The sequence below is a fragment of the uncultured Thiodictyon sp. genome (assembly GCA_903837595.1).
Lineage (GTDB): Bacteria > Pseudomonadota > Gammaproteobacteria > Chromatiales > Chromatiaceae > Thiodictyon.
This window is the reverse complement of record CAILVI010000507.1, coordinates 1-16,225: the sequence shown is the minus strand read 5'-3', so window position 1 is coordinate 16,225 and position 16,225 is coordinate 1. Positions and strand designations below refer to the sequence as shown.

The following is a 16,225-nucleotide window of genomic DNA, read 5'->3' as shown; positions in this document are numbered from 1 at the left end:
TCGGGCGCGCCTCAGGCCGGGTGCGCGAGCCGCGCCAGGCGCGCCCGGCACAGGTACCGCAGGTCCGCGACCGGCAGGGCCGACGGCAGTGGGCCCGCCTGATCGGCCGCACCGCGCCGCTCATCGAGCAGGCGCAAGACGATCCGGTATTCGCGCCGGGCCGCCTCCAGATTACCCGTGGCGCCGCGGCACTCGGCCAGCTCGAAGTGGGCCGGCCAATGGTCGGGGCGTGCATAGATCGCGCGGCGCAGGTAGTCAACGGCCTCGTCCAAGCCACCCTGGGCACGGGCGACGCGCCCGCGCACCACCAGCGCATCCACCGACCAGGGGTCCAACGTCAGCACGCGCTGCGCCGCCGTCGCTGCTCCCGCCAGATCGCCCTGCTCAAGCAAGAGGTGGGCGTGAAGCGCGTGATAACGCGCCGGTGAGTCGGGCGGGGCACAAACCGGGGCCAGGACCGCGCGGGCCGCCGCGAAGCGCTCGGCCTGTGCCAGGGCGAGGGCCCGCCGATAGAGGGGCTCGGGGCTCGGGTCTGGCGTGGGTTGCGGCGTCGGCAGGGTGCTTGGCAGGGGGGGCACCAGGGCCTGGACGCTACTCTCACCGGCAGGGCGTGGTCGAGCAGGGACGATCATCCCAAGGTTACGAGGGTTAAGGTCACGCGCGGGCGGGACGCCCTCGCTCCTATTGGCAAAGTACCAGACCCCCTCATGCTCACACAGTTGCAGCAGCCCCAAGCCATTGGCCAGGGTCTCGGTCACGCCGACGATCAGGTAAGCGCCCGGCCGCAACAGGGCGCGCAGCCGCCGCAGCACCACCGCGCGGGTGGCCGCGTCGAAATAGATCGAGAGGTTACGATAAAAGATCACATCCTGACCCCGCAGGTCCTCCGGATAGGGATCGGCCAGCAGGTTCATGGGGCGAAAGGCAACGCCCTGGCGCAGCGGCTCCGCGATCTGCTGCAACCCGTGCGGCCCGGGGACGAACCAACGCGCGAGCCGCGGCTGATCCAGGATCCGCAAGGCATAGGGACGATAGCACCCCTCCCGGGCCTGGGCGATGGCCTGGGGGTCCAGGTCACAGGCATCGATCCGAAACAGCCGCGCGGCCGCGTCCCCCCAGCGCTCACGCAACGCTATCGCAATCGAATAGGGCTCCTCACCGGTGGCACAGCCGGCGCAGAGGATGCGCACGGGCACTCCCGGGGCGCGGTCGCGCAGGAGCCGCGGCAGCAGATGCTCGGTGAGCAGCCGCAGGTGTTGGGCCTCACGGTAGAAATAGGTCTCCTTGATGGTGAGCAGACTGGCCAGGGCGAGCAGTTCGGACTCATCGCCGCCCAGACGCGCCAGATAGGCGCCGTCCCCATCCAGCGCGAGCGCCGCCATCCGCTCGCCGATGGCGCGCCGCAATCGCGCCTCGCCGTGACCCTCGAAGCACAGCCCCAGCCGCGCATGCAGCAGGGCCTTGAGCGCGTCCAGGTTCACGCCGGCGACCCCGGGGCAAGGCCGGGCGCGCAGCCAGCGAGCCGGACGAGTTCAGCCGCGATCGCCTCCAGGGGCAGCACCCGTTGCACGCCCCCGCCCGCAATCGCCTCCCGGTTCATCCCGAAGACCACCGAACTGCCCTCATCCTGGGCGATGGTCGTACCACCGGCGGCGGCGATGGCGGCGATGCCCCGCGCCCCGTCCCGCCCCATGCCGGTCAGGATTGCCCCGATCGAGCGTCGGCCGACCGCCGCCGCCACCGAGCACAGCAGTCGATCACAATTCGGGCGGTAGATATCACCGGCGGCCCGCGGGCAGAGTCGGATCAGGCGCCCCGGCAGCAGGGTCATGTCGGTGGCCGAGTCTGCCAGGTAGATGTGACCGGGCAGGGGCACCGTGCCGTCGCCGGCCAGCTCGACCGGAAGTTGACAGAGCGCCGCGAGCCAATGCGCCATGCCGGCGGCGAAACCCTCGGAGATGTGCTGGACGATCAGCACCGGGGCATTGAGCCCCGCGGGCAGGGCCGGCAGCAGCCGCCCCAGGGCCTGGGGCCCGCCGGTGGAGGCGGCGATGGCGATCACGGCGCCATCCGCCGGGGCCGGGACAGGGTCGGCGACCGCAACGGGACCGCTCGCGCGCGGCGGCCGCCCGCAGGTATCGGCGCGGGGGCGCAGGTGCCGGATCACCCGCACCCCAGACAGCAACCACAGCCGATCGGTAAAGGCCCGGGCGTCGTCGAGTCCCGGTTTGAAGGTGGCATCCAGGGCACCGCAGGCGACGGCGGCCATAGCATGGGCGGCATCGGCACAGTCGGAGACCACCAGGATGGGGGTCGCGCAGCGGTCCATGATCTCGGCGATGGCCCCGTACCCATCGAGCACCGGCATCCGCAGGTCCATGGTGATGATCGCGGGTCGCAGACGCTCGGCCTGCACCACCGCGGAGCCTCCATCCGCCGCCTCACCGCAGACCGTCAGGCGTGGGTCCTCCGCAATCATGGCGCAGATCAACGCCCGGGCGGTGTCGCTGTCGTCCACCACCAGGACGCGCACCGGTGTTGCGTTCATTGGCGGCTCCACTAGGCCTGTTGTTCGTCGCCTGCCGGCGCGGCGTCGGTCAGCTTAAACCGCCCCACCCGCTCATCGAGTTGCGCCGAGAGCCGCGTCATGGCCTGGGCGATATCGGCGATGCGCCGCACTGAGGCGGCGGTGTCGGCGCTGGCAGAGACGATCTCACGCAGGGCCACCACCACCTGATTGCTCGCGGTGCGCTGCTGTTGGCTGGAGAGGCTGATCTGCTGGGCGGCGCGGGTGGTCTCGCCGGCCCCGTCCACCATGGCATCGAGCAACTGTTGGGTCTGGGCGGACTCCTGTATCCCCTGCTCGATGCCCGCCGTCCCCTTCTCGGAGGTCAGGACCAGGCGGCTGATCGACTCCTGGATCTCGGCGACCTTGCCCGCGATCTCCCCGGTCGATTCACTCACCGAGTCGGCGAGGCGCCGGATCTCGCTCGCCACCACACTGAAGCGCCGTCCGGCCTCGCCGGCGGAGGCGGCCTCCAAGGCGGCGTTGAAGGCGATCAGGCGGGTCTGATCCGCCACCGTGTCGATGATCTCCATGATCCGGGAGATCTCCTTGGACTTGCGCCCCAGGTCGAGGATCTCCTGGACCGCCGTCTGGCTGTCGTCGCGGATGTCCGCCATCCGTTTCACCAGCCGATGCATGGCGTCCGCCCCCGCGCGGCTGTTCTCAAACGTCCGCCTGGCTACCTCCACCACCGTCTCCGAATACTCGGCAATCTGGCTCGAGGAGGCGGACAGCTCCTCCATGGTCGAGGTGATCTGCGCCACCGAGGCCGACATCTGGCTGGAATTGGCCGCCTGCCCGTCGACTGCCTAGGCGATGTCCCGGGCCGCGCCATGGACCGCAGCGGCCTTCATCTCGACCTCGGTTACCAGCGCGTGCAGGTGTCGGCGCATCGCATTGGCGGCGTCGGCAAGTCCTGCCAATTCATCGCGGCCACTCCCCGGGATATCGCGACTGAGATCCCCCGCGGCCACCCGCGCCACCCCGTCGGCCAGGGCGCGGATGCGCCGGCTGAGCGGACGCGCGGTCAGCTGCGCAATCCCCAGGCTGAGCAACAGTGCCAGGCCCCCGATCAGCGCGGCCTGCCGGGTGGCCGAGCGCAGCGCTGCCGCATAGGGCGAGCGGTCCCGCGCCACCTCCACCACCCCCAGCGGGGCGCCGGAGTAATCCCGGATCACGGCGGCATAAACTGCCAGCGGCTGGCCGTCGTGGTCGATTTCAGCCAGTTGCGGCTCGCCATCCAGGGCCAGGCGCAGCTGCGCGGCAGTGAGCAGTGGCCGCTCGCCATAGGTGGCGGCGAAGGTCTCGAAGGCCCCTTTGCGCAACAAAATCAGTCCGGCATCGACCCCGAAGCTGGCCTTGAAGGCCGCGAAGAAGGGCTGGCCAAAGGACATGCCGAACTCAACCACGCCCTGATACCGGTCAGCGTCGCGGATCGGCACCATGCCGCGCACGCCCAGCCCGGCGACCCCGACTTCCAACCCCTCATGCGGCTGGTGGGTCCGATTGGTATCCACCACCGAGGGGCGAATGGCGGACAGGTCGTCGCCGAACTTCTCGGGCAGATGCAGGCGCAGGAACGAGGTGGCCGGCGGGGTATGGAACTGGAATTGCACCGCCCCATAGTCCTTGGCCAGCACCTGATAGGGCGGCAACAGCGCCGCCTGCAACCAGGCCCGATCACCCGCCGCGAAACGCTGCTGCACCTCCGGGATGTTGGCCACCAGGGCGCTTAAGGTCTCCGCCAGCCGCGCCTGGGCCGCCACCGCGGCGGTGAGACTTTCCATGGACTGGCGCAACTCCGCCCGCTCGGCATCGCGCACCACCGTGCGCAGGCCGAGCAGGCTGCCATAGCTCAAGGCCCCGATCGCGAGCAGGATCGCCAGGCCCATGCCGAGCGTGATGTTGGCCCAGAGACGCAGATTCTTAAACATCGTGGCAGCCTTGGTTGACCGCGGTGGCGGCAGGATGTCAGTTTAAGCCATTCGCGCACCGGTTGCCGCGAGCGGCGGCGCGGCGACCTCTGGTGACACGGCGCATTCTGGTGACACCGCGCATTCTGGTGACACCGCGCATTCTGGTGACACCGCGCATTCTGGTGACACCGCTCCAGCGGTGTCACCCATCTGTCGGCCGCCGCGCGCCCGGGACTGACCGGCGTCCACCAGGACCTTGGCCAGGCGCTTCGGCCTCGCGGCGCACAGCGCCTGACACAGGCGTGACACCGTTCGAGCGGTGTCACGAGAAGTGTTCAGGGGTGCCGGGCCAGCCAGTCGCGGGCGGTCTCGGCGTGGGGGCTCTCTAGCGACTCGAAGAGTGCCAGGGCCTGCTGCATGTGGCCGCGGGCGGTCACGGGGTCGCCCAGGGTCTCCAAGGCCAAGGCGAGGTTGAGTGAGGCGATCGCCTCGCCACGGCGGTCGCCGATCTCGCGGACGATGGCAAGCTGTTGTTCGTAGAAGCCAATGGCCTTGCACGGCTCGCCGAGGTCGGCCCAGGCGAGGCCGAGATTGCCGCGATCGGCACCCTCGCCGCGACGGTCGCCGATCTCGCACGCAATCACGAGTGCCTGTTCGTAGAAGCCGATGGCCTTACGCAGTTCACCGAGTGAGGCCCAGGCGAGGCCGAGGTTACCACGGTGATTGCCCTCCATCTCCCGATCGCCGAGCCGACACGCTGCGGCGAGTCCGGACTCGCTCCCGAGGATCCAGGCGGAGACTGAGCACATAGGCACCAACATAGGGGTAGTCCATCGCCAACCGCGCGGTGGCCTCGTCCTCACCGGCCACCGCCCAGGCTTGACCGGCGGCGATGTGAGCGCTGTCGGCGTCATAATCGGCGAGGCTGGCGATGACCCCGGCGTGACCCTCCTTGTAGCCCTCTTCGGCCACCCGGAGGGCCGCGAGATAATGGGCGGCGTGTCGCCACCGCGCGAGTTCGAGGTTCTCCGGGCTGGGTCCGGTCGCACCGGCCTGGACCTGGGCCTCGTCGTCCGGGAGGCGCCGTTCGGGCTCGAAGAAGCGGATCACCCAAGCCATGGCGTCCAAGGCGGACAGGGGCGCTCGCCGGCCCCGTCGAGCGGGATCAGGATTTGACCGTCCGGGAAGCGGTCCTTGAGGCAGTGCGCCACATGCACCGCGAGCGCAGTCTTGCCGAGCCCGCCCTGACCGGCCAGGGCGCAGATGGCGACCGACCGGCCGGCGCTGAGCCGCTGTTCCAGCCAGTCGCGCTCCAAGGTCCGGCCGGTGAAGTCGGGCAGGTCGGCGGGGAGTTGGCAGCGGCGGTCGGGGGCGGCCCTGGCGCCGTCGCCCGGGCGGTCGCCGGTGATGCCCCAGACCAGGCGGCCGATGCCCGCCGAGTCGATCCCGCTGCGCAGGTCCACCCAGTTGCGGTTATCAAGAGTGAAATCGCGGGCTTCTCGGGCGCATCGGGGAGCAGGACCGGGATGACAGGCCTCTGGTCATGGGCTGCCAGCGCCAGTGCGGCCTGCATCTCCTCGTCCTCCCAGGGGCCGATACCGGACCCGCCGACACAGACCAGCACCGAGGCGCTGGCGAGGATGCCGACCTCAAGCCCATCCTGCCAGCACTGCCCGGGCCGCAGGTCCTCCTCGTCGAGCCAGACGCGCAGGTCCTGCGCCTGGAGCCGGCGGCGCAGTTCCCGAATCTGGGGCTTGTCGGCGCTGTGGTGGGAGAGGAAGGCGTCGTAGTCCATGGCTAACACCTGCAACCTTGGTAAGCGATTGATACCAAAACGCGGGATGGGTGGCCAGTCGCTCTTCCCGGCGCGCAGCGCCTGACACCGGGGTGACACCGCTGCAGCGGTGTCACCAGAGAGATCCCCAGGCTCCGCGCCCAGACCCGACCGCCGACTCAGCGGTAATAGATGTCCCGATACGCCATATAGATCGCGATGGTCAACAGCGGCACCAGGACCAGGAAACCGAGCCCCAGGGTCAACACACAGGCCAGCGACAGGGCCATTGCAACCAGGCCAAAGACCAGAAAGGACAGGACGTTGCGCCAGCACCCCTGAAAGCTGAGGCTGAAGGCGCTCAGCACCGGGACCTCGTTCAGCGCCACCAGGGCCGGGGCGAACAGAATGCACATGGTCCAGAGAAAGCCGACGAGCACACAGCACAACATGAACACCAGCACCAGGGGTCCCAGTTGCGCGAGTTGCGCGGGGTCGAAGCCTTCGTGATGGGTCGCTGCCGTGAGATCGGGACCCGCCAGGGCCAAGGCGATCGCCACGGACACACCGACGAACAGCACGATCAGGATGGTAACCCCCAGATTTGCCGCACCGATCCAGGCCAGGTCCCCCGGCTGGCGCTCGAACGCGACGAACAGTTGCTTGACCGTGAAGCCGCCGCCCTGGTGCTGGGTGTGGGCGCCGATCATCAGGCCGCCGGTAAAGATCGGCCCGAGGACGACCATGGCGAGCCCGCCGACGAAGGGAACGAAGTTTAGGGCAAAGGAGATCACGAATAAGAGCAGGGTCGCACCGATCCAGGCCCAGGGCCGGTCGGCGAACAGCGCCCAGGCTTCGGCGATCCAGCCCCACCCCCGTCCGGCGGACACCGCGCGCGGGGGATGCAGCGCCTCACCGCTCCAGCCGCTCGCGGGCGCCGTGAGGTCGGCCTTCGGTGCCGCATAGGGGTTGCCGTCAAACGCGGGGCGCTTAGCCAGGACGACCGTGCGGTCCAGGTCGATCTCCAGCGACTGACCGGCCGCCGGCATGCGGCCCTCGGGCTCGAGTTCGACCACGAGTCCGATCTCCCGCAGCTCGCTGCTGTAGCGTTGCGCCTCAGCCGGGTCCAGGCCGCACTTCAGCACGGCCCGTCGGCCGCCCAGGATCAGCTCCCGGGCACGCTGCTGCGTCATCCCACAGCGCGCGGCCAAGGCGGTGATGATCTGCTCGGCGGCCAGTCCGGGGACCAGCTCTCCCATGAAAACGATACAGTAAAGGGGTGCCATCGCGCTCTCGTTGCCTCCGATGTGACTGGACTGGACTGGTCAGGCTCTTACTCACCAACTCGCGCCTGGCCACGGTTACCTGTGGCCAGGCGCGGTGATTACGCTTGAGCAATTTTGGCCGGGTGACGTGGCATAAACTTCATTGCCAGCAGTGAACCTACCGCGACCGCGATCAAGATACCGGCCAATAACGGACGCACGAAAATCCACGCTACCGCAATAATCAGCATGGCACACAGCAAGGCGGCCAGGAAGGCCAACAGACCGGTTCCCATCGCAATCAAATCGCCCAAGAACGGCACCACCGAAGCCAACACTGACAGCGGGCTAAGAATCATCCCCAGGCCGACCCACATCAAAAGGAAGCCGACGGCGCGAATGATCCAGGTCATGACTGTGTTTTCACGCTGCGCAATCGCAAACATGGCGTTGGCATCCAACAACCCCATCTGCAACAGGTCAACATCGCCACCCGATTTGGTGTGATAGGCAATAAAGGTGTTCCCCTGTTGCTGGGCGATAATGCTGACATCGGCCGGCTTGATCACCTTAAAACTGACTTGCAAATCGCCAACTTGGGGGTCGGCGACATTATTCCCCAGATAAAAACCATCACCCATCCGGGTGGGCGTCTTATCCGGCAGGGGCGCACGCATTTGCAGCGCTTGAACCGGCAGGACCTGGGCGCCGGACAGCCGACCGACCTGGTCAGCAGTGAGCCTGAACGCGCCTAGCCTTACATTCGTGGCCTGGAACGTCTGACTCTTGTAGGGCATGACGGGATTGGTATGGCCGGCGGCGTGCTTAAATTGGCTGGAGTTGATGGGGTCGCCACTCCATTGCTTGCTGTAGGAATACGTCTTGGTCGTGGTCTTGGTGCCACCGAGTTGTTCTTTGGTCTCGGTTTTTTCCGATTCTTTCCACTGATACATCGTCACCACACGCTGCAATACAATGGCGGGGGCGGTAACGCCAAACACGTCATCCTTGAGTGTTTCGTCGGTCGTCGCCAGACCCTTGACATGGATCAGCCTGCCATCATTCGACGGATTGACGGCGTCCGCTGCAACCGCGATCACCACGCCCTGGCTTTCTTTTAGACTATTATAGCGCTCAACAGAATTGCCTTCATTCCACCACAACAACGGGAAAGCGGCAATAAACAAGAGCAAACCAAACGCAATGGACTTGAACGAGCCGCCAATGCGACTGAACCAGGACTCGCTGGTCACTTCGGTATAAGAATCATCGGACATGACACACCTCGATTCTCTTGCGTTGAAAAAAGATGGTTGGAAAAAGATGGGGACCACCATCAGCCTTGATCGTCGTTCCGAGCGAAGCCTCAGGACGCATAGCGTCCAACACCTGCGTGACACCGCTTGAGCGGTGTCACGAGAGGTCGAGTCAGGCGGTGACCCGTTTGAGCCAGCTCAGGATGCCGGGTTCGGCCTCCCAGACATCCCGCATGGCCTCCCGATACATCCAGGCCTGGTCATCACCGCCCGGGGTGACCCCGACGGGGTTCACCCGCGGGCGTTTGATGCGCTTGCGGGTGAGGTAGTGCGGAATGCGCGGCAACCTGTGGACCGCGGTCCCCAGCGCGGTGCGCGCCCGCTCCTGCTCGCCCAGGCGATAGAGTGCCAGCACCTCGCCGTAGGCCAGATCGGCGAGCAGATCGTCCGGGAAGCGGCGTACCAGGGCCAGTGCCTGCTGGTCCTCGCCGGAACGCAGGTAGTGGTTCATGAGCTCGGCGCGCACGCCATGGTTATCCTGCGGATTGAGCCGCAGCAGGGTCTCCAGGGTGAGGGCCGCGCCCTGGGGCTGCCCCTCCTCCAACTGGCACAGATAGCGCCGGAAGAGCAGCCGCAGCAACGGCCGGTTGTGCTGCCGCGCCCACGGGAGGTAATAGGCGGCCTGCGGCGGCAGGGCACCGGTCACGAGCGCCCAGGCCCGATCCACCAGCGGGCGCAGCAGGGCGTGTGAGATCCAGGGTAGCGAACTCTCGGGGTGCTCGTAGAGCGCGGTAGCCAGGTCGTCCAGACAATCGAGACTGTCGGCCGCCTCCGGGTGGGCGAGCAGGAAGTCGCTCCACTGATCGGATTGCCAGACCTGCCCCTCATCGCCCAACGTGAGTTGGATGGACTCGGGCTTGCCGCCGGGAAAGAGCGAACGCCACTGGGCCTCGAGGCGCCGCACCGCCGGGGGTGGGCGCAACTCGGCGGGAATACCGAAGAACTCCAGTGGCCGACGCCGCACCCGTCCCTGACCATCGTCGAGCAGTGGGAGCTGACCCGCCGCGACCACCTCCCGCGCCGGGCGCACCGGCACCAACCGATAGTCCGGCAGGGGCCGGGTGGTGGCGACCCCCACCCAGTCGTGCAGGTCCAGCAGGATCGGATCGAGCGCGTCGGCCTGGCTGTCGACCAGGGCCTCCTGCGGGTCCTCGACCGCCTGGGCCAGGAACTGCATGAACCCCTCATCCCGGAACCCGAGTCGGCGCAGCCGGTGCAGCCAGAAACTCGCCCGCGCCCGCGCCAGGTCGTCGCGGTGCTGGGCGGCCAGCAGGGTGATCTCCAGCAGCGCCGTCCCCGGGTTGTCCGGGTCACTGCGCAAGGCGGCGCCGAAGGCGGCTTGGGCCCCCACGAAATCACCCTCGTCGATATACATGGTGCTGCGCCGCTGCCAGGCGGCGGCCTTCAGCGCACGGCTGCCCTCCTGGCCGAGGCGCTCCATGAAGGCGAGTTTTTTGCGCCAGTGGTCGAGCCGGTCATAGGCATCGCAGAGCACGTCGAAGGCCGGTTCGTAGTCGCCGCTGAGATCCGCCACGGGACCGGCGAAGAGCGGCTCCAGCAGGGCGACGGCGCGGCCGGGGCGGTCCTGCTCCAACCAGCGGTCCGCCAGACGGGCGAGCAGTGGACGGGGGATGGCCCCCGACGCCAGGGCATCCTGGAGGGTGCGTTCGGGCAGCTCATCAAGCAGCAGTTCCCAGATCAGTTCGCTCGGGAGCTCCGGGAGGTCGTCGACGGCGCCGCAGCACTCGCGGTAACGCACGCCCGACCCGCAGGTGCAGGTCGCCTCGGGCCAGGGTGTGGGCAGTGGCTGAATGCTGAAGCCCTGATCCGGACGGGGTGTGGCGTTCCAGATCGAGGTAGCGAGCAGGTGAGCCAGGCGCCGGATCTCCGCCGCGTCAAGCCCGTAATCGTACAGCCCCAGCCCCTCCGGGACCTCGACCTCGGCCCAGGCAAAGAACTGCTGGGGCGTCGCGCCGTTGATAATCTGACGCACCGCGAGCAGGATGACCTGTTCGAAGCGCTCGGTGTCTGCGGTCTCATGGTGGAACATGGTGCGTTCCTCCTAACTCAAGTGGCGATCCGATAGCACTCTACTGGGATCGGACGTCAACGTTCTCCGGGGGATTCTACCCCGGTTGCAGGTCGCCGTGTCGAACCCGCATCGCCGGCCAATTGTGAATCCTGAGAAATCCTGTTAATCCTGTCCCATTGCTTGCCGTCGCGAAGGTTCTCGAACAAGGGCACTGAGGGCAAAGTCTGTTTGGTCTGAGGCGCAGCAGCACTACAGTTATAGTGGCCCGCCGCCCGAAAATCGTCTTTATTACCCCTACCGAGTGCATGCCATGGCCGAGTCCCAGGTCAGAATCTTTGTCTCCTCGCCCGCGGATCTGGACCATGAACGCGCCCTGATCAAGGATATCGTCGACCAGCTCGCCCAGGAATATCTGCCGTATTTCAAGCTGCATGCCGTGCTCTGGGAGGAGGAGGCCCTGACCGCCGCCCAGAGCTTCCAGGCCGGGCTGGTGCGCCCCGCCGACTGTGAAATCGTGCTGGTGATGCTGTGGACACGCCTGGGCACCCCGCTCGCGGACGACCCCTACGGCGGGATGACCGGCACCGAGTGGGAGTTCGTCGACGCGGTGGCGGCCTCTCCGGGGCACGACGGACCCGAGGTGCTGGTCTACAAAAAGACCACGCCGCGCATGATCGACATCACCAACGCGGTGGCCACCCACGAGGCGGTGGCCGATCGGGAGCGCCTGGAGTCCTTCTTCCGCACCCATTTCTTCAACGCGGACGGGAGCTTCCGCCGTGCCTTCCGGCAATTCGACAGCGACCGGGGGCTGCGCGAACTGGTGGAGGGGCAGCTGCGCAAACTACTCAACCGCCGCATCAGCGTGGAGCGGGGCCAGCGCCCCGGGGCCGGCGAGTGGCGCGACACGCCCTTCCGCGCCGAGCGCCCCTATGCATTGGGCGACGAACCGGTCTTCGTCGGGCGCGAGACCGAGACGCGGGAGCTGGTGGCACGCCTGGAGGCCCAGCACGCCGACGGCCGCGGGCTGATCCTGATCACGGGGCCCGCCGGGGTGGGTAAATCCTCACTGGTGTCGGCGGGGCTCTTACCGCGGCTGCTGCGGCCCTTCCTGTTCACCGGGGTATCGGGCTGCCGCTGGTGCCGGCTCGGGTGCAATGGGCCCGACCCGCTGGCGGACCTGGCCCAGGCGCTGCGGTTACCGGCCATGCTGGGCACGGCCCTGGACGGTTTCGGGCTGGACCAGGCGGGTCTGCAACGCCTGCTGGAGACCGAACCCAAGGTGGCGGCCGGGCAGGTCCAGGCCGCCCTGGCCCGGCTGGTGGGCGACGCCGGGCAGCCGGCCGACGGCACCGAGGGGCACCAGCAACTCGCCCTGATCCTCGACCCGCTGGACGGGCTCTTCGGCGAGGCGGCACTCGCCGACCCCCGCACCCAGACCTTTGCGGCGGCGCTGGCCGCCCTGGCCGCCCAGGACGGGGTCTGGGTCGTCGCCACCCTTCGCAGCGACCGACTGCGCCAACTCCCGCGCATCCCCTCCCTGGTCGCCCTGTTGGACGAGCAGACCTGGTACCAGCTGGAGCCCCCACCGCCCGCCCGTATCCGCCAGGTGATCGAGATCCCGGCCCGCATCGCCGGGATCGAATACGAAGGCGAAGGCACTGCGGCGGGACGCGGACTGATCGAACTGCTGGAGGCAGAGGCAAGTCACCTGACCCATTGGCCGACGCTCCTGGAGCCGGTCCTGGTCGAGCTCTACCAACGGGCCAGCATCTGCGGGGCGGACGGCACCGGGGTGGCCGAGCGTCAGGAGCACGCACCCGATGGCAGCGGGACCGAGGGCCACTCGGTAGCCAGACTCAGCCTGCGGATCAGTGACTACCGCGCCCTGGGCGGGATCGCCGGGACCACCAGGCGACGGGCCGAGGCACTCTGGGAGGCGCTAGACGCGCCGGCCCGCGCCGCCCTGCCAATCCTGTGCCGGGCGCTGATTGCCCTGGAGAGCGGAGCGGCCGCCCACCCCAGCCCCCGCGCCGGGGACCTGCGCGCACTGGAGCGTGACCCGGACTGCGCCCGCCTGGTCGCGGCCCTGATCGCCGCGCGCCTGGTGGTGGCCGAGGGGATCGCCGACCCGGCCGAACACCTGGCCTGCGCCCAGACCGATGACGACCTGTTTGCCGCCGTCGCGCGCCTGGCGCGGGAGACCCGCGAGGAGTGGCGGGCACGCCTGGCCCCGGGGCGCGCAGCTGAGGCCCTGGCCCGTGGCGCGGCCACGACCCCCGCCGCCAACCCAACGCCTGCTGCGGCGGCAGCACCCGCCACACAGTGGCGCGATTTTCGCCCCACGGCCACCTTCATCCACCAGACCCTGATCGACACCTGGACCCCGGTACGGGAGTGGCTGTCCGACCCGGCGCACCGGCGCCAGCTGCAACTGCGCTTCCAGATCGCCCGCCAGGCGCGGTTATGGAAGCACACGGACTGCAATCGCGAATATCTCTTGGGCGAGGTCGGATTCGCCGCCGCCCGGCGCTTTGCCGCCGCCTTCCCCGGCGAATTGGAACCCGTCGAGCGGGAATTTCTGGACCGCTCCCACGCCCAACTGCGCCAGCAACGCGGGCGCAACCGGATGGCACGAATCACCGGATTGACCCTGATGGTGCTCCTGCTGGCGGCCAGCACCAGCGCCTACTGGGCGCGCAAGTCGTCGCGCGCCGCCACGCTGAATCTGCACCGCAGCGAGATCAATGCGGCCAACCTGGCGATCAACCAGGGCAATACCCCGGTGGCGGTGCGCCTCGCCCTGGACGCGGGCCGCGACCTGCCCCAGGACGCCACCGACACCCTGAGCCGCGCCTTCAGCGCCAATCGGCTGATCGCCATGGTCCAGACCGGCGGGGCGACCCCCGACGGACCGCTCTCGCCCGGCATCAGTGACGACGGCAGCCAACTGGTCACCCTCTCCAGCCGGGACGGCGCCGGTCTGTGGAAGCTGACCGACAACCGCTTTGTCTTCGACCGGCCACTCGCCCCCCCGGGGCTCCCCATCCATGCGGTCCGCTTTGGCGGGACCGGCGACGACGGGGCCACGCCCCTGTTCCTGGGCATCGGTGAGACCGGAGTCTGGCGGCTCCCGGCCGCCGCCGGGGCGGCGCCGGATTGGGCGTGCGGGGTGCGACCCGATGCACCGATCACCGTGGACCCCACCCACCGCTATCTCGCGCTGGCCCATGCCGTGGCGGGCGACGGCTTCGGCCTGTGCCTGCTCGACCTCGCACATCCCGGACCACCCTTATGGGACCTGCCCTTGCACCAGAAGGAGATCCGCGGGGTCAGCTTTGCCCCCGACGGCACGCAGTTGATCACCGCCTCGCGCGACGGCACGGCCCGCGTGGTCGACACCGCAACCGGCGCCGAGCGACTGACCCTGCGCCCGACCGGTCCCCAGAACCGCCCGATCAACCGCGCCATTTTCGACAGCCAGGGCCAGCAGATGGCCGTCGCCACGACCGATGAGAAGGTGCGGGTCTTCGGCATGGACGGCACCGAGCGCATCGTCCTGGGTGAGGTGGTGCACGAGGGCCGGCGCATCCGCATCCACCAGTCCGCCGTGCGCGACCTGGCCTTCGCGCTCAAGGACCGCTATCTGCTGGCCGGTGACGACGAGGGACAACTGGTGCGCTGGGATCTGAGCAGCGGGGCCGCCGATGTCCTGGGTCAGCACCGACTCGGCGTGGAGCGCATCCGCGTCTCCCCGGCGACTGACCCACGGGCGGATGACCCACTCGTCCTCTCCGCCTCGATCGACCAGACGGCGCGCCTCTGGGGGATCCGCAGCGGCCGGGAGATGGCCGTGTTCACGCACGAGGCCCCGATCTCCAACGCCCGCTTCAGCACCGACGGGAGCCGCGTCCTGACCTATTCGGATCAGGACGGCTCGGTCCGCGTCTGGTCCGTGGGACACGCCACCACGCTCGCCTTCAGACTCCCCCATGAGGATCACGTCTCGCATGTGGATGTCGCCCGGCCGCCAAAGGAACTGGACGCCGACCCCAATGCCTTCCTGATCGCCAGCGGCTCATTCGACGGCCTGGTCCAGGTCTGGCGCTACGACGCAGCCGCCCCCTGGGCGGCACCGGGGGAGATCTGGCGGCTCGCCGGACACCGCGCTCGCGTGCGCCGCGTCGCCTTCTCGCCCTCCGGGCGGCAGTTGGCCAGCGCCGCCTACGACGGCAGCGCCCGGGTATGGGACCTGATCACCGGCGGTGGTTGCGCCCTGGAGCCCGAGTCAGCGGCGCCAAAGCCGCCATCAAAGCCGGCGCCGGGGCCGCAAACCGGGGCCGTCGCCGCGCCCGCGACCGAGTTCTATCGCGTGGTCTTTGCGCCCGCCGAACAGTGGCTCCTGACCACCGCCAACGACCCCATCCGGCCGGTGCGGCTGTGGGACCCGGCCGGCTGCCGCGAACTGCCGCTCCCCGGTGCCCTGGAGCATGACGGCACCAAGGTCCAGGCGGCGGACGCCGCGGCCAGCGCGGACGGCACCCAACTGGCCGCCACCGGCAACGACACCGGCACACTGCGGGTGGCGGCCCAGGCGCGCGACGGCACCTGGGCGCTGCGCTGTCGGCTCCAACTCCACCAAGGCGTCATCACCGATCTGGCCTTCGCCCCGGACGGCGGGAGTGTCGCCACGGTGGGCGAGGACGGCCAGGTGACCCTGGTCGCGCTGACTGGGGAGAAGTGCGGGGAGCCGCTGCGGCGCAAGAGCGGCGCGGGGACACTCTACAGCGTGCGCTTCGCGCCCGACGGCAAGGCGCTGGTGACCGCTGCCATGAACGGCCGCGCCCAGGTCTGGGACACCCAGGGCCGGCTTCTGGCAGAGCTGAAGGGCCACAAGGACCGCGTCGCCTCCGCCGAATTCAGCCCGGACGGACACTGGCTGCTCACCGCCTCCCGCGACGGTGCGGTGCGGCTGTGGCAACGGCCCGCCGCGCCGCCCCCGGAAACCGGGCAGCCGCCCACCCTGGGCTCCTACCTGGTGATGGAAAGCGATTTGGGCGGGGTACGCATCGCCCGTTTCAGCCCGGACGGCCGCAGCATCGCGGCGGCCTACCGCCAGGACGCGGTGGTCCTGTGGCGGGTCTGGGACGAAGACCCGACGCCGGACCCGGCGCTCGCGGCACAATGGGGTGCGCAGCGCGCGGGTCTGGCACTGATCCGCGAGGCAGCGCGCTTCCGGCGGGATAATGGGCTGGATGCGCCGGTGGCGGGGGATGGCGAGCCCAGCCCGTGATCGCCTGGGGGCGCCGCACCACAGTGCGGCCCGGCCCATCCGCGACACGCAACCTCACGGTCG

11 protein-coding genes and 1 pseudogene are annotated in these 16,225 nt (G+C 68.8%); 1 reads left to right on the top strand and 11 read right to left on the bottom strand.

The genetic code is table 11. The features are described 5' to 3' along the window. Positions 1-11: 11 nt before the first annotated feature. The 11 genes and pseudogenes from QZY44_RS30845 to QZY44_RS30800 form a co-directional block, all read right to left on the bottom strand. Entirely contained in the window at positions 12-1,481 is a 1,470-nt protein-coding gene (locus QZY44_RS30845; RefSeq protein ID WP_295456690.1) for a CheR family methyltransferase, read from the bottom strand. Continuing rightward, positions 1,478-2,548 (bottom strand): chemotaxis protein CheB, encoded by a 1,071-nt coding sequence (locus QZY44_RS30840; protein WP_295456689.1) that lies wholly within the window; start codon positions 2,546-2,548, stop codon positions 1,478-1,480. The genes QZY44_RS30845 and QZY44_RS30840 overlap by 4 nt, the downstream gene beginning before the upstream one ends. Positions 2,549-2,559: 11 nt before the next feature. Continuing rightward, positions 2,560-3,342 carry a methyl-accepting chemotaxis protein gene (locus QZY44_RS30835; RefSeq protein WP_295456687.1) on the bottom strand — a complete coding sequence of 261 codons (783 nt, stop codon included), beginning with the start codon at positions 3,340-3,342 and terminating at the stop codon, positions 2,560-2,562. 33 nt (positions 3,343-3,375) lie between these two features. After that, positions 3,376-4,500 (bottom strand): cache domain-containing protein, encoded by a 1,125-nt coding sequence (locus QZY44_RS30830; RefSeq protein ID WP_295456686.1) that lies wholly within the window; start codon positions 4,498-4,500, stop codon positions 3,376-3,378. A 317-nt stretch (positions 4,501-4,817) separates the two neighbouring features. Then, complete coding sequence (locus tag QZY44_RS30825) at positions 4,818-5,216, bottom strand: tetratricopeptide repeat protein (RefSeq protein WP_295456684.1); 399 nt, start codon at positions 5,214-5,216, stop codon at positions 4,818-4,820. Beyond that, positions 5,194-5,601: a hypothetical protein gene (locus QZY44_RS30820; protein ID WP_295456682.1), complete on the bottom strand. Its 408-nt coding sequence runs from the start codon at positions 5,599-5,601 to the stop codon at positions 5,194-5,196. The genes QZY44_RS30825 and QZY44_RS30820 overlap by 23 nt, the downstream gene beginning before the upstream one ends. Then, positions 5,589-5,945 carry a hypothetical protein gene (locus QZY44_RS30815; RefSeq protein ID WP_295456680.1) on the bottom strand — a complete coding sequence of 119 codons (357 nt, stop codon included), beginning with the start codon at positions 5,943-5,945 and terminating at the stop codon, positions 5,589-5,591. Before QZY44_RS30815 ends, QZY44_RS30820 begins: the two co-directional genes overlap by 13 nt. A gap of 35 nt (positions 5,946-5,980) precedes the next feature. Next, positions 5,981-6,277, bottom strand: a pseudogene (locus tag QZY44_RS36035) (toll/interleukin-1 receptor domain-containing protein); the annotation flags it as partial. Between the two features lie 158 nt (positions 6,278-6,435). Then, positions 6,436-7,542, bottom strand: coding sequence for a BPSS1780 family membrane protein (locus tag QZY44_RS30810; protein WP_295456679.1), 1,107 nt, complete (start codon positions 7,540-7,542; stop codon positions 6,436-6,438). Positions 7,543-7,640: 98 nt separating this feature from the next. Beyond that, on the bottom strand, positions 7,641-8,798 hold the full coding sequence (locus QZY44_RS30805) for a TMEM43 family protein (RefSeq protein WP_295456677.1): 1,158 nt from the start codon (positions 8,796-8,798) through the stop codon (positions 7,641-7,643). Positions 8,799-8,949: 151 nt separating this feature from the next. Then, positions 8,950-10,887, bottom strand: a complete 1,938-nt coding sequence (locus tag QZY44_RS30800; protein ID WP_295456674.1) for a hypothetical protein — start codon at positions 10,885-10,887, stop codon at positions 8,950-8,952. Positions 10,888-11,179: 292 nt separating this feature from the next. On the opposite strand from QZY44_RS30800, the gene QZY44_RS30795 reads away from it, so the two are divergent. Further along, the gene (locus QZY44_RS30795; RefSeq protein WP_295456672.1) at positions 11,180-16,162 is read left to right on the top strand and encodes a WD40 repeat domain-containing protein; all 4,983 of its coding nucleotides are present in this window, start codon (positions 11,180-11,182) and stop codon (positions 16,160-16,162) included. Positions 16,163-16,225 lie beyond the last annotated feature (63 nt).